The organism is Umezawaea sp. (assembly GCF_036375055.1).
In the GTDB taxonomy this organism is placed as follows: Bacteria; Actinomycetota; Actinomycetes; order Mycobacteriales; family Pseudonocardiaceae; genus Umezawaea.
This window is the reverse complement of the sequence record NZ_DASUSQ010000182.1, coordinates 1-14,294: the sequence shown is the minus strand read 5'-3', so window position 1 is coordinate 14,294 and position 14,294 is coordinate 1. Positions and strand designations below refer to the sequence as shown.

Genomic DNA, 14,294 nt, shown 5'->3' with positions numbered 1-14,294 from the left:
CTAGCGGCGGCGGGAGAACAGCGCCAGGGCCGCGGCCAGCAGCGCCGACAGCCCGCCCACCACCCTGGACAGCTCGACGGCCCTGGTCACGTGGCCCGCGTCGGGGTTGCGGCCGTGGCCCATCACCGCGCGGTCCTCGGCGCCGTAGGAGTACACGGTGCGCCCGCCGAGGCGGATCTCCAGCGCGCCCGCGAACGCCGCCTCCACCTGGCCCGCGTTGGGGCTGGGGTGCGCCGACGCGTCGCGCCGCCACACCTCCCACGCCTCGGCGGCCGAACCGCCGACGACCGGGGCCGCGGCCACCGTGAGCAGCGCGGCGGCGCGCGAGGGGACGAGGTTGGCCAGGTCGTCCAGCCTGGCGGCGGCCCAGCCGAAGCGCTGGTAGCGGGGCGAGCGGTGGCCGATCATCGCGTCCAGGGTGTTGACCGCGCGGTAGGCCAGCAGGCCCGGCACGCCCGCGACCGCGCCCCACAGCAGCGGCGCGACGACCGCGTCGGACGTGTTCTCCGCGACGGACTCGACGGTGGCCTTGGCCAGCGCGAGCGTGTCCAGGGCCGCGGGTTCGCGGCCGCACAGGTTCGGCAGCCGGTCGCGCGCGGCGGTGAGGTCGCCCTCGTCGAGCTCACGGCCCATCGCCGTGCCCTCCTTGGCGAGCGACGTGCCACCGAGGACGGCCCAGGTCGCCGCGGCCGTCGTGAGGGTCCTGACCAGCTCGTTGCGACCGCTCAGCCGCTCCACGACCACGCCGAGCGCGACGACGCCGCCCGCGAGCAGCGCGGTGTGCCCGGCACCGGCCGCCCGGCTGTCCCGGTACGTGCTCTCCTCGGCCGCCCCGGCGGCTCGACCGAAGAACGCCACCGGGTGATGTCTCCGGGGGTCGCCGAAGACCGCGTCCGCGGCTACTCCCAGCAACAATCCGGCCGCTCGTCCCACGCCCAAGGCAGACCTCCCCGAAGTCGACACGGCACCGTATAGCGTCGGCCGTCACCCGTTCGAGGTAGGGGCGCGGTTCCCGATGTCCGGGACTGTCGGTGGCCGGCGTTAGGGTGCCGACCGTGGAACCAGCAGGCCGGTTGAAGCTCTACGCGTACCTCGACGCGCGCGACCACCAGCGCACCTACCTGGCGATCATGCGTCTGTTCACGTCCACCCTGCTCGCCGACCTGTCCGCCGGGGAGGTCGCGGGGGCGCTCGCGGGAGCGGAGCGGCTGGGCACCGTGGACGCGGGCGAGTCCCGGATCGAGAACGTGATCAACCGGCTGAAGCAGCTGGTGGAGTGGGGCAACCTCGTGCAGGGGCGGCGGGAGGTCGTCGCGGCGAGCATCGCCGAGTTCCAGCACGGCAGCGTCCGCTACCAGGTGAGCAAGCTCGCGGTGCGGGTCCAGCGCGACGTCGACCAGCTCCTGCGGGTGCCCGAGGGCGCGCGCGAGGTGTCGCGGGAGCTGCTGCCCGCGATCGAGCGCGGGCTCGGCGAGCTGGGCGGCGCGCTGTCCGAGGCGCTGGTCACCGGCGAGGGCAGGCGGTCGCGGGAGGTGTTGGCCGAACGGGTGACGACGGTCTTCCTCCAGCACGCCGAGCTGGCGGCCACGGTGCGTGACTTCTACGCGTACCTCGGCCAGGTCGTGACGCGGCACCACCTGGCGCCCGAGGAGATCTCCGGGTTCCGCAACCTGCTGGTCGAGTACATCCAGATGGTGGTGGAGGACGTGCTCCGGCACACCCCGGCCATCGCGGACGCCCTGGCCGGGCTCGCGCGGGCCCGCGGCGAGCTGCTGCGGCTGCTCGGCGGCACGGAGGGGCTCGGCGGCGAGGTCGAACGGGCGCGCGGCCGGTCCGCGGCGGACTGGTCGGAGCTGACGGGCTGGTTCGTCGACCGCCCCGGCCACCCGAGCCAGGTCACGGCGCTGCGCGAGGCGACGGCGCGGGCCATCGGGTCGCTGCTGGCGTCGGTGAAGCGCGCGACCTCCGGCGGCGGGCTGCTGCCGGGCAGGCGCGCGGAGCTGCTGAAGCTGGCGGCGTGGTTCGACTCCGGCACCCGCGAGCGGGGCCACGAGCTGTACGCGGCGGCGTTCGGCCTGTACTCGGCGCGGCACGTGCTGCCCGCGCCGGAGCACGACAGCGACAACGAGCGCACGGCGTGGCGCGACGGGCCGGTGCGGGACGTGACGGTGAGCGTCCGCAGCCGGGGCGACCGCGGCGCGCGCGGGCGGACGTCGCGGATCCTGGACGACCCGATCACCGAGCAGTCGCTGCTGGCCGCGGCCCGCGAGGCGGACGAGCACCGGGCCGCGTCGGTGGCCGAGCTGGCCTCGGCGGCTCCCCGGCTCGACTCGACGACGCTGTCCGGCGACGCGCTGGGCGTGCTGTGCGAGCTGCTGACGCTGGCGATGGCGCAGCGGGAGAGCGCGGTCGACTCCGGGTCGGCGGCCGACCCGGTGCGCGGCCTGCGGGTCACCGTCGACCACGCGCCCGGCGAGACCACGAGGATCACCTCGGCGGCGGGCACGCTGACCCTGCACGACGCGCGCTTGGCGCTGAGCGGATGAGCACGCCGCTGGACGACCTCCCCGACATCGACGCGGCGAACGTGGTGCGCTGCGCCCGCACGCTGCTGCGCAGGCCGCTGCTGCGCGGCGACGGCCCGGACGGCGAGCTGCTGGCGCTGGTGTACCGGCACCGGTTCGCGCTCCAGGACCTGTTCGCGGGCCTGCTCGGCTACCGGCTGGTGGTGGAGCGCCGGTTCGCGCGGCTGTACAAGGCCGGGCCGGGGGTGGACGACACCCGCGGCGTGCCGGGGATGTCGCCGCGCGGGTACGCCTACCTGGCGCTGACGCTGGGGGTGCTGACCGGCGTCGGCAGGCAGGCCCTGCTGTCGCGGCTGGTGTCGGACGTGCGGGCCGCCGCGGCCGAGGCCGGGATCGACGTGGTGGACGACGTGGTCGACCGGCGGGCGCTGACGGCGGCGCTGCGGCACCTGGTGTCGCTGGGCGTGCTGCACGAGACCGAGGGCCAGGTCGGCGCCGACCTCCAGACCGAGGCGCTGATCACGATCGACACCGACCTGCTGGGGCAGCTGCTGACCGGGCCGGTGGCCGAGGCCGACTCGCCGGAGCGGCTGGTCGCGCTGGCGGCCAGGCCGGGGCCGCGCGGCGTCGAGCACGCGGTGCGGCGCAGGCTGGTGGAGACGCCGCTGGTGCTCTACGCCGACCTGCCGCCCGACCAGGCCGACTGGTTGCGGCGCAACCAGCGCAAGGAGTCCGTGCTGCTGGAGAAGTGCTTCGGGCTGTTCACCGAGTCGCGCCTGGAGGGCGTGCTCGCGGCCGACCCCGAGGACTACCTGACGGACATGTACTTCCCCGGCACGTCGACGGTCGCGCGGCTCGCCCTGCTGGCGCTGCCGTCACTGCTGGAACTGGAGCACGACGCCGCCGACGAGCCGATCACGCGGCCCGACGGCAGGCACCCGGTGGCGGTCGCCCGGCTGCGGGAGGTGCTGGACCAGCTGGTCGAGGACTACCCGGCGGCCTGGTCGAAGCAGATCGTCGACGACCCGACCAAGCTCGCCGTCGAGGTGGCGGAGCTGCTGCGCCGCATGGGCCTGGCCGTCGAGTGCGACGACGGCTGGCTGCTGAACCCCGCCGCGCACCGGTGGATACCCGAACCGGACGGCGATCCCGAGCGCGAGGTCGCCGCCCCCGCCCCGATCGAGCCCGAAGTGCCGAGCTGGTCATTGTTCGACGAGGAGAACGTGTCGTGACGCTGGGGCGGGACAGGTGGCGGCTGCACCGCGGCGGCATCGTCAACGTGTGGCAGTACGCCGAGCAGACGTTCGACTTCTCCGGCGGACGCGCGATCTTCCAGGGCACCAACGGGTCCGGCAAGTCGCGGACGCTGGAGCTGCTGCTGCCGCTGTGCCTGGACGGCGACCTGCGGCAGGTCGGTTCGAAGGGCTTCGACACGGTCAGCCTGCGGCGGCTGATGCTGGACGACTACAACGGCGGCCCGAACCGGATCGGCTACGCGTGGATCGAGCTGCGCCGGGTCGTCGACGGCGTCGAGGAGTTCCTGACCTGCGGGCTGGGCGTGAAGGCGTCCAAGACGTCGCAGGCGATCACCGACTCGTGGCGGTTCATCACGCGTGCGAGGGTCGGGCACGACCTGCACCTGGCGGGCCACGAGCGGATCCCGCTCGGCCCGGCGCACCTGCGGGAGGCGATCGGCGCGGACTGCGTGCTGGAGGACGCCGCGTTCCGCGCGAAGGTCGCCGAGACGGTCTACGGCGTCCCGGCCGCCCGGTACGGCGACCTGCTGCACCTCCAGCGCACGCTGCGGAACCCCGACGTCGGCCTGAAGGTCCTGGAGGGGCAGCTGGAGCAGATCCTGTCCGACGCGCTGCCGCCGCTGGACCAGACGATGGTCGAGCAGCTGGCGACGTCGTTCGACGACCTGGAGTCGATCCGGGAGAACATCACCCGGCTGTCGTCGGCGGACGCCGCGCTCGGCACGTTCCTCAAGACCTACTCCGACTACGCGTTCGGCGGGCTGCGCTCGTCGGCCGAGCGGCTGCGCGGCGCCGAGGACGCGGTGCGCAAGCTCGCGCGCGCCTGCGCCCGGCTGGAGGGCGACCTGGAGCGGACGCGGTCGTCGCGCGCCGAGGCGGAGAGCGCCCAGGCCGCGCTGGAGACCGGTGAGGAGCAGGCCGAGGAGACGATCGCGGCGCTCAAGGAGCTGCCCGCGTTCCGCGACCTCCAGGACCTCCAGACCCGCGAGAAGCTCGTGGCGGAGAAGCGGTCGTCGGCCGTGGCCGCGCTGGAGATGGCGAACAAGCAGCGGCTCCAGGAGGACGGTGCCGTCGAGGCCGTGCTGCGGTCGCTGCGGCGGCTCCGGGAGGAGCTGGGGTCGGCCGACGAGCTGACCGAGCCGCTGCGCCAGCAGCTCAGGGCGGCGGGCCTGGACCCGTCGCCCGCGCCCGCCGTGCCGGAGGTGCCGCACGCCGAGGCGTCCGTGACCTCGCACCTCGTGCGGGTGAAGCCCGACCCGGAGGCGGAGCCGCTGCCGACGGAGCGGCGCGTGCCGCCCTCGGTGCCCGCGGACGCGGTGCTGGCCGGGCTGGAGACGGCCGTGGACGCGGCCTCGCGGATCGCGTCGTCGGCCCGGCAGCGCGGCGCGCTGGCGCTCGCGCTGCACCAGCGGGCCGGTGAGCTGGACCGCGAGCGGCAGAAGGTCGAGGCGCTGCGGCAGAAGGCGAAGGACGCCCAGGCCACCGCGGCCGAGGCCTCCTCGTTGCGCGACCGGGAGGGTCGTGAGCTGGCGGCGGTCGCGCGGACGTGGCTGGAGGAGGTCGAGCGCTGGTGCGGCGCGGGCCCGCTGGCGGACGGCCTGCCGAACCGGTCGTTCGAGCTGCCCGAGGCCGTCGACCCGGAGGTAGCGCGGACCGTGACGGCCGCGGCGCGGGAGTGGACCGCTCCCCTGGTCCGCGCGGCGCGGGACGCGGCGCAGGCGTTCGTGCTGCGGCAGGAGGAGCTGCGCGGCCGGATCGACCGGCTCGACGCCGAGCTGGCCGGGCTGCGCTCCGGCGAGGAGCGGGCGCCGGAGCCCGGCCGCTACGTGTCGTCCTCGCGCGACCCGCTGACGGGGACGCCGTTCTACCGGCTGGTCGACTTCCACGCGGGTGTGGACGACGCCGGGCGGGCCGGGCTCGAATCGGCGCTCCAGGCGAGCGGGCTGCTGGACGCGTGGGTGGCGGTCGACGGGGCGGTCGCCGACGACGTCACCGCGACCCCTCGGGAGGCCGTCACCGGGCCGTCGCTGGCGTCGGTGCTGGTCCCGGCCGTGGAGCCGGGGTCCGTGGTGCCCGCCGAGGTGGTCGCGGGGCTGCTCGCGGCGGTGTCGCTGGACACCGGGAGCGGGCTGGCGCTGTCGACCGACGGGCGCTGGCGGGCGGGCGTGCTCGGCGGCTCGTGGCGCAAGCCCGCCGCGGAGTTCATCGGCGCGGGAGCGCGGGAGTCCGCCCGGCGGCGCCGGATCGGCGAGCTGGAGGACGAGCTGGCCGAGCTGCGCGGTGAGCTCGGCGTGGCGGAGGGCGAGCTGGCGGGTGCGCGCGACCGCGTGACGCGCTGGGAAGCGCACCTGGACGGCTTCCCGTCCGACGGCGACCTGATCGCCAAGCACAGCCGGGAGCAGGCCGCGCGCGAGTCGGCCGACCGCGCCGGGGCCAGGGCGCGGGAGCTGCGGGCGGAACTGGACGAGGCGCAGGCGCGCGGCGAGGCCGTGCGCGGCGAGCTGGTGCGGCAGGCCGGTGAGGCCGGGCTGCCCGCGGAGACCGAGGGGCTGCGGCAGGCCCAGCAGGCCGCGGGCGACGCGCAGCGGACCGCGGACCGGCTGGGCGACCTGCTGCGCAGGCAGTGCCGGGGTGCCGTGACGGACCTGACGGACGCGACCCACCGCTTCCACGCGGCGGGCGAGGACCGGGCCGCCGCGGAGGCCGACGCCGAGAGCCGCTGCGTCGACCACGCGACGCAGGCCACGACGTTGGCCGAGCTGACCGAGGCGATCGGCGGCGAGGCGCGCGAGATCGCCGCCCAGCTCAGCTCGCTGGAGTCGACGCGGCGGAAGCTCCGCGAGGACCTGAAGTCGACGCGCGAACAGGTCGTGTCGGCCCGCGAGCAGGCGGCGAAGCTCGAAGCGCAGCTCGACGGGGCCCGCGAGCAGCTGGCGGGCGCCACCGCCGACGAGGCCCGCGTGGCCGAGCTGTTCCGGGCGACCGTCGCGGCGCCAGGCATCCTGGTCGCCGCGCTGCCGGACGCGGCCGACGACCTGGAGGCGATCCGCGAGGCCATCACGGCCGCGGGCGACCGGCGCGGCGCGGGCGAGGCCACGGTGATCACCAGGTTGCAGGCGTTGCAGACGTCGCTCGCGGGCAGCCACGACATCGCCGCCGAGCAGCACGCGGGGCTGCTCACCGTGACCGTGACCGGCGAGGAGGGCACCCGTCCGGTGGCCGTCGCGGCGAGGCAGGTGACGGCGAAGCTGGCCGACCAGCGCGGTTTCCTCAACGAGCAGTACCAGGGTGTGTTCGCGGACTACCTGATCCGCGACCTCGCCGAGTGGCTGCGCGGGCAGGTGGCCGTCGCCGAGGACCTGTGCAAGCGGATGAACGACGTCCTCAGCAGGGCGAGGTCCAGCCAGGGCGTGCACGTGAAGCTGTCGTGGAAGCCGTCGTCCGCGCTGGACGAGGAGACGCGCGGCGCGCTGGCGCTGGTGCGCGAGCCGTTCGCGAACCGGACGCCGGAGCAGGACGAGGCGCTGCGGCGGGTGTTCACCGAGCGGATCGAGACCGAGCGCGACGCGGACTCGGGCAACTACGCCGAGGTCCTGTCCCGCGCCCTCGACTACCGGACGTGGCACCAGTTCACCGTCACCGTCGGCGACACCGGCCCGGACGGCAACCCTCGTGAGCGGCGCCTGAAGCAGCTGTCGTCCGGCGAGACCAGGCTCATCTCGTACGTGACCCTGTTCGCCGCGGCGGCGTCGTTCTACGACGCGGTGGGCAGCGGCGAGGAGTCGTTCGACCCGCTGCGGCTGGTGCTGCTGGACGAGGCGTTCGAGCGCCTCGACGACCCGACGATCGCCCGCATGCTCGGCCTGCTCGTGGACCTCGACATGGACTGGGTCATCACCTGGCCCAGCGGCTGGGGAGTCTCCGACAAGATCCCGAGGATGCACATCTACGACGTCCTCCGCCCCCGCAACGGCCGCGGCGTCGCCTGCACCCAGACGACGTGGGACGGAGCGGCGCTGGACCGGGTCGACCCCTGATGGCGTTCGGTGCGCGGCCTGCTCGGCTCGCCGGACGAAGGCGCGTCGCACGGGATCGCTCCGGGGTGGGCGGAACCGCGGTGGACAGGGTTGCCCTCGACGGCGCTCGGTCCACGGGGCCTGCCCGGCCTGACGGGAGAAGCGCTCCCGCTGTCGAGCAGGCTCGCACGAGCGCCAGTGTGGGCATCTGGGACGGAGCCGCGCTGGACCGGGCCAACCCCTGACGACGCTCGGTCCACGGGGCCTGCCCGATCCGCCGGAAGCAAAGCGCGGCGAGCAGGCTCGCACAGGGCGTCAGCAAGGCAGCAAGGCAGCAAGGCAGCAAGGAGAGGTTCGCCGAGGCGAGCGAGCGTCGCCGACAGTGGCGGACAGCGTGGTCATCGCCTCACGGCTGGGAGCGGATCACGTTCCGCGGAGCGTGAACCGGGTCGAGCGGGTGAGCGGCCGCGTCGGACGCTCCGGCTACGACGTCCTGCCGCCCCGCACCGGACGCGGTGTCGCCTGCACCCAGACGACCTGGGCCGGAGCCGCGTTGGACCTGGTCGATCCGTAGCGGTAGCCGCCGTGCTCCACGGTCGCGGTGGTCGACGAAATCCGCGCACGAAAGCGGTCCGGGTGTCGGGGGCCGTCGAGGAGATCACACATGTGACTGTCCTGTCGCAGTAGCGGGGAGGCGTCTTCGTCTGGACGCTTCCACCGCCGTCGGCACGGGTACCAGCATGAACACCGGCCCCTTAATCTCGTCATAACCTTCGTGACGACTTGACCACGGGGCTGGGAGGCGGGTCAACAATGATCAACAAAGCCTGCCCGAACACGCCTTCGGAGGCTTCCCGGATGAACGCTCGGTGATTGTGCGCGGCGTTTGAGGGGTAGACCGGTCGGTATCAGTGGTCTTGCGGGGTCGGCGGATGGGCGCGACCACGCGCCGTTGTCCGATACGGGTTCACTGACCTGCGGTTTTCACATCTTCCCGACCACCTGGCCCGAAACCGATTTCACTGCCCGAAAACGGGTGGAATCGGCGGTCGTAAGCTGTTGTGGTGGATGACGAACTACGGGGTCGCTGGTCCGATTCTGCGTTGGTCGGTTTTTGGGGGTCGACGCTCGACACGATGGAGTCCGGGCGGTCCGCGTTCAGTTTTCGGGTCGAGGACCGGGTGACCGCCGAGGCGCTCGGGGCGGTGTTGCACAAGGCGATCGGTTTTCCCGCGCGGCGGCAGGTGTCGTTGGTGCGGTTGGACGAGCACCTGCGCGTGGAGGGGGTGTCGCTCGTGGAGGTCCTCGAAGAGGTGCACCAGCGGTCGGTTCGGCGGCCCGCCGGGCAGATGGCGTGGCGGTCGCAGTGGCTCGCGCAGGTCAGGCGGTACGACGAGGTGCCCGCCGCGCTGTTCGACGACGTGGTGGCACGGGCCGACGCGGTGCTCGCGACCGTCCTCGGCGGGGCGCCGTGGGACTGGCCCGCGGAACTGGACGACCCGCTGGTGCGCAGGGTCGTCGTTCGGGCCGTCGGGCTGGCGCGGGGTGTGTCGGCGCCCGTCGACGAGCCCGCGCTGTGGCGGTCAGCCGGTTGGGCGCATCAGGGCGGCTGACCGGACGCCTCCCGCGCCGAGGAACTCGGCCACCGGCAGGGTGGCCGCGCCCATCGCCACCGACTCGGTGCCCAGCTCGCACAGCTTGATCTTCGCCTGCTGGTACGGGTGGTGCAGGGCGTGCTTGGCGGCCACCTCGCGGATGGCGGGCAGCAGCTGCTCCCCGAGCAGCAGACCGGCCCAACCACCCACTATGACCCGTTCCGGGTTGAACAGGTTGATCAGGTTGCCGATGCCCGCGCCCGCGTAGCGGGCGGTTTCGTCCAGCACCTCCCTGGCCGCCCGCGAGTCCTCGGCCAGCAGTTCGCGGAGCGCGACCTCCTCGTCGACGATCCCCGGCGGCAGGCCCGCGGCTTCGCGGTGGCGACCCAGCACCCCCTTGGCGCCGATGTACGCCTCCAGGCACCCGTTGGCGCCGCAGCGGCAGGGCCTGCCGTCCAGGGACAGCGTGGTGTGCCCCCACTCGCCCGCACCGCCGGACGCACCGCGGTAGGGAACGCCGTCGGCGATGACGCTCGCGCCGACGCCGGATCCGATGAGGGCGATCACGGCGTTGCGGGCGCCGCGGCCCGCGCCGAACCACATCTCGGCCTGGCCCAGGGTGTTGGCGCCGTTGTCGATGAACAGCGGCAGGTCGGTGCCCGCCCGGAGCATCCGCTCCAGCGGGACGCCGTTCCAGCCGACGGTCTGGGCGTGGACCAGCAGTTCCGAACCGCGCTCCACCAGGCCGGGGACGCCGACCCCGACGCCGAGCAGCCTGCTGGGGTCGACGCCGCTGTCCTGCACGCACTGGTCGAGCCCGGCCAGGACGCGTTCGACGACCGCCTCGCCCCGGTTGGCGATCGTGTCCATCTGGAAGGTGCTCATGGCGAGCCTGCGGAGGGTGAGGTCGAAGACCTCGACCAGCACGTGGGTCTCACCCACGTCCACCCCCACGACGCAGGCGTGGTCGGGGTTGACGCGGAGCAGGACGCGGGGCCTGCCGCCGTCGGAGCCGACCAGTCCCGCCTCGACGACGACCTGGTCCTCGACGAGTTCACCGACGACGTTGCTGACCGACGCCTGGCTGAGCCCGGTGGCCCCGGCGAGTTCGTGACGGCTGAACTGGCCGTCGAAGTACAGCCTGCGCAACACGCGGGCGCGGTTGCTCGTCCTCAAGTCGCGCATCGTCCGCTTGCTCCGCTGCACTGTCTCTCCCCTTCGCCAAGCCTTGACGCCCCGAGGTCATCTGAGTTAAATCACATCTTGAAATAAGGCGTGATGCCGGACACCCCGACTATGCCAGCCGTCACCTGAACCCGGTAACGCAAGGTCGCCACCACGCCCCGCTGATCCTGACCAGCGGTCTGCCAGCACGGAACGAGGAACCCTGCCATGCCGAAGTCCTCGCCTCGAAGGTCCCTACTATCCGCGCTCGGCGCCGTCGCCCTCGCGGCGGCCGCCGTCGCCGTGCCGAACGCGACCACCGCCCGAGCCGCGGGTGAACAGGTCAACGTCTGGCTCACGTCCACCACCAGCGCCAACCGCGGGACGGGGGTCACGCGGGGCCTCCAGCAGCAGACGCCGGTGGCGTTCGCCGCGGGCACGGGCACCGGCGGCCAGACGATCACGGTCAACGAGAACACCCGCTACCAGACGTTCGAGGGCGGTGGCGCGTCGTTCACCGACAGCGCCGCGTGGCTCATGAACAGCAGCGGCATCCTCAGCGCGGCGACGCGCGAGGACACGATGAAGAAGCTGTTCGACCCGGTCAACGGCATCGGCCTGTCGATGACGCGCAACCCGATGGCGTCGACGGACCTCGCGCGGTTCGACTACTCCTACGACGAGACGTGCTGCGACGTCAACGACTTCACGATCAACCACGACCTCGCCGACGTGCTGCCGCTGACCAAGCGGGCCAAGGAGCTGAACCCGGCGCTGCGCGTGATGGCGTCCCCGTGGAGCGCGCCCGCGTGGATGAAGGACAACAACAGCATGCGGCAGGGCTGGCTGAAGGCCGAGCACTACGGCACCTACGGCCAGTACTTCGCGAAGTACGTGCAGGCCTACCAGTCGCGCGGCATCCCGATCGACTACGTGACGCCGCAGAACGAGCCGGGCTGCTGCCCCGGCTACCCGTCGATGCAGTGGAACACCGCGGGCCTGATCAACTTCACCAAGAACGGCATCTACCCGGCGTTCCGGGCGGCGGGGATCACCACGAAGGTGCTGATCTACGACTGGAACTGGGACGGCTACAACACCTGGGTGAAGCCGCAGCTCCAGGACCCCGGCATCGTCAACGACCCGCTGTTCGGCGGCATCGCCTGGCACGGCTACGTCGGTGACGTCTCCGCGCAGACCACGGCGCACAACGAGTTCCCGAACGTCAAGGCGTTCGACACCGAGCACTCCGGCGGCACCTGGATCACCGACCAGCACCGAGAGGACATGTTCAACATCATCGACTACACCCGCAACTGGGGCAGCTCGGTGGTGAAGTGGAGCCTCGCGATGGACGAGACCATGAACCCGCACAACGGCGGCTGCGGCACGTGCACCGGCTTCATCACCGTGCACAACAACGACAGCAGGCGCGGGCAGGTCGACTACACCGTCGAGTACTACACGATGGGCCACCTGACGAAGTTCGTGAAGCCGGGCGCGCAGCGCATCGAGACCAACGACAACGCGTCGGTCAAGAACGTGGCGTGGCGCAACACCGACGGCTCGAAGGCGCTGATCGCGTACAACACGACCGGCAGCACCCAGAACGTCAAGGTCAACTGGGGCGGCTCGTCGTTCGACTACAGCCTGCCCCCCAGGACGTCCGCCACGTTCACCTGGACCGGCGCGCAGAGCGGCACCCCGCAGCCCGTCGGCGGCACGATCACCGGTCTGGGCGGCAAGTGCCTGGACGTCGCGGGCGCGAGCAGCGCCAACGGCACGGCCGTGCAGCTCTACGACTGCAACGGCAGCACCGCGCAGAAGTGGGCCGTGGGCGCGGACGGCACGATCCGCGCGCTCGGCAAGTGCCTGGACATCAAGGACAACAGCACCGCGGACGGCGCGAAGCTCCAGATCTGGGACTGCGCGGGCGGCGGCAACCAGCGGTGGAACGTCACCGCGGCCCGCGACGTCGTGAACCCGGCGACGAACAAGTGCCTCGACGCGACCGGCAACTCCTCGGCGAACGGCACCCCGGCCCAGATCTGGGCCTGCACGGGTGCCGCGAACCAGAAGTGGACCGTCACCGCGTAGCGCACCGGGACCGAAGGGGGTGGGGGAGGCAGGCGGGCCTCCCCCACCCCCTTCGCCGCGTCCGAACGGGACGAACGGGCCGGTGCCGCCCTAGGAGGCCTCGGCCCAGGCGGAGATCATCCGGTAGGCGATGGACGCGCCGGGGGCCAGCAGCAGGTCCTCGACGCTGCCCGGCACGGCCAGGGCCTGCCGGACCTGCTCGCGGCTGACCCACTTGGCCTGGGCGATCTCGCCGTCGGCGGGCACGAGCCGCTCGGCGCGGTCGGCGACGGCGGTGAAGCCGACCATCAGCGACCGCGGGAACGGCCACGGCTGGCTGCCGAGGTAGCGGATCGAGGTGACGTTCACGCCGACCTCCTCGGCGATCTCCCTGGCGACGCACGCCTCCAGGGACTCGCCCGCCTCCACGAAGCCCGCGAGGACCGAGTAGCGGCCTTCCGGCCACCCCGCTCCCCTGGCCAGCAGCACGTTCTCGCCGTTGACGCCGACGCCGTCGTGGACCAGGCAGATGACCGCCGCGTCGGTGCGCGGGTACTCCTCGTGGGAGCACTCCGTGCAGACGCGGGCCCAGCCGGACTTGACCGGCTCGGTCGGCGAGCCGCACCGGGCGCAGAACCTCGCGGTGCGGTGCCACGCGAACGCCGCCACCGCCGAGGTCAGCAGACCCGCGCCGGTGTCGTCCAGCAGCGCGCCGACGGCCCGCAGGTCGAGCCACTGCGGTTCCTCGGTCAGCTCCGGGAACTGCCAGGTCCGCGCGGCCGTGACCTGGACGTCGGTCTCGTCGTCGGCGAGCGGGACGCCCCAGTACGCCACGCCGTCCTGCTCACCGAGCAGCACGGCGTCGGCGGGCGGGGCGTCGCCGAACTCGGGGGCGGGCTGGTCGACCAGCCGTGAGCCCTTGTCCGCCACCAGGGTGCGCCCGCGCCGGTCCACCACGAGCACGCGGGACTTCGGCCACAGCGCGGCCAGGCGCTCGGTGTCCGCCCGCAGCGGCTCGCTCCGGTCCACGGTGAACCGGGAGAGCGCGGACGGACCCAGCAGTTCGAACGGGTCGGTCACGGCAGCGCCACACCGCCCAGCGCCGTGAGCTGCGGCGCCAGCTTGTCCGCGTCGCCGACGAGCACGCCGGTGAACGCGGTGGGGGCGAAGAACTCCAGCGCCGCCGCGGCGACCTCCTCGACGGTGACCTTGGCGAGCCGCTCCGGGTGGGCGACGAACCAGTCGAGGTCGAGGCCGAGCCCGGCGAGGCTCACCAGGAACGACGCCAGGCCGCCCTGCGACGAGGTCGCGGTCAGCAGCGAGCCGACGGCGTACCGGCGGGCCACGTCCACCTCGTCGGCCGTCGGCGGCACGAGGCCGAGGCGGGCCAGCTCGTAGCGGGTCTCCAGCAGGGCCGCCGCCGTCACGTCGCTCGCGGTGTCCGCGTCGATCATCAGGCTGGCGCCGTGCGGGGTGAACTCCGAGTGCGAGCGGGCGCTGTAGGTGTACCCCTTGTCCTCGCGGATGTTCTCCACCAGCCGGGACGAGAAGTAGCCACCGAAGACCAGGTTGGCGAGCTGCAGCGCCGGATAGTCCGGGTGCTCCCGCGGCACCGCCACGAGGCCGACGCGCAGCGAGGACTGGACGGAGCCCTCGCGGTCG

Annotated in this window: 11 protein-coding genes; 6 read left to right on the top strand and 5 right to left on the bottom strand. The window is 73.2% G+C overall.

The genetic code is table 11. The features are described from left to right. Entirely contained in the window at positions 1-939 is a 939-nt protein-coding gene (locus VFZ92_RS42175; protein WP_330883802.1) for a cobalamin biosynthesis protein, read from the bottom strand. A 116-nt stretch (positions 940-1,055) separates the two neighbouring features. Between VFZ92_RS42175 and VFZ92_RS42170 the strand changes: the two genes are divergently transcribed. From VFZ92_RS42170 to VFZ92_RS42150, 5 genes are all read left to right on the top strand, one after another. Then, the gene (locus tag VFZ92_RS42170) at positions 1,056-2,546 is read left to right on the top strand and encodes a DUF2397 domain-containing protein (RefSeq protein ID WP_330883800.1); all 1,491 of its coding nucleotides are present in this window, start codon (positions 1,056-1,058) and stop codon (positions 2,544-2,546) included. After that, the gene (locus VFZ92_RS42165) at positions 2,543-3,757 is read left to right on the top strand and encodes a TIGR02678 family protein (RefSeq protein WP_330883798.1); all 1,215 of its coding nucleotides are present in this window, start codon (positions 2,543-2,545) and stop codon (positions 3,755-3,757) included. Before VFZ92_RS42170 ends, VFZ92_RS42165 begins: the two co-directional genes overlap by 4 nt. Next, positions 3,754-7,818 (top strand): TIGR02680 family protein, encoded by a 4,065-nt coding sequence (locus VFZ92_RS42160; protein ID WP_330883796.1) that lies wholly within the window; start codon positions 3,754-3,756, stop codon positions 7,816-7,818. Before VFZ92_RS42165 ends, VFZ92_RS42160 begins: the two co-directional genes overlap by 4 nt. Before the next feature lie 418 nt (positions 7,819-8,236). Then, positions 8,237-8,371, top strand: a complete 135-nt coding sequence (locus tag VFZ92_RS42155) for a hypothetical protein (protein ID WP_330883794.1) — start codon at positions 8,237-8,239, stop codon at positions 8,369-8,371. Positions 8,372-8,933: 562 nt separating this feature from the next. Then, entirely contained in the window at positions 8,934-9,410 is a 477-nt protein-coding gene (locus tag VFZ92_RS42150) for a hypothetical protein (RefSeq protein WP_330883792.1), read from the top strand. Here VFZ92_RS42150 and VFZ92_RS42145 read toward each other — a convergent pair. Next, positions 9,381-10,577 (bottom strand): ROK family transcriptional regulator, encoded by a 1,197-nt coding sequence (locus VFZ92_RS42145; protein WP_330883790.1) that lies wholly within the window; start codon positions 10,575-10,577, stop codon positions 9,381-9,383. The genes VFZ92_RS42150 and VFZ92_RS42145 overlap by 30 nt on opposite strands. A gap of 71 nt (positions 10,578-10,648) precedes the next feature. Next, positions 10,649-10,786: a hypothetical protein gene (locus VFZ92_RS42140; protein WP_330883788.1), complete on the bottom strand. Its 138-nt coding sequence runs from the start codon at positions 10,784-10,786 to the stop codon at positions 10,649-10,651. On the opposite strand from VFZ92_RS42140, the gene VFZ92_RS42135 reads away from it, so the two are divergent. After that, positions 10,785-12,653 (top strand): ricin-type beta-trefoil lectin domain protein, encoded by a 1,869-nt coding sequence (locus tag VFZ92_RS42135; RefSeq protein ID WP_414720127.1) that lies wholly within the window; start codon positions 10,785-10,787, stop codon positions 12,651-12,653. The two genes, VFZ92_RS42140 and VFZ92_RS42135, sit on opposite strands and share 2 nt — an antisense overlap. A gap of 90 nt (positions 12,654-12,743) precedes the next feature. Here the strand turns inward: VFZ92_RS42135 and nudC are convergent, their stop codons facing one another. Next, a complete protein-coding gene (gene nudC / locus VFZ92_RS42125) occupies positions 12,744-13,712 on the bottom strand; it encodes an NAD(+) diphosphatase (protein ID WP_330883786.1) in 969 nt (322 codons plus the stop codon). Next, on the bottom strand, positions 13,709-14,294 hold a 586-nt coding region (locus VFZ92_RS42120; protein WP_330883784.1), incomplete at its 5' end, for a M16 family metallopeptidase. The genes VFZ92_RS42120 and nudC, both read right to left, overlap by 4 nt.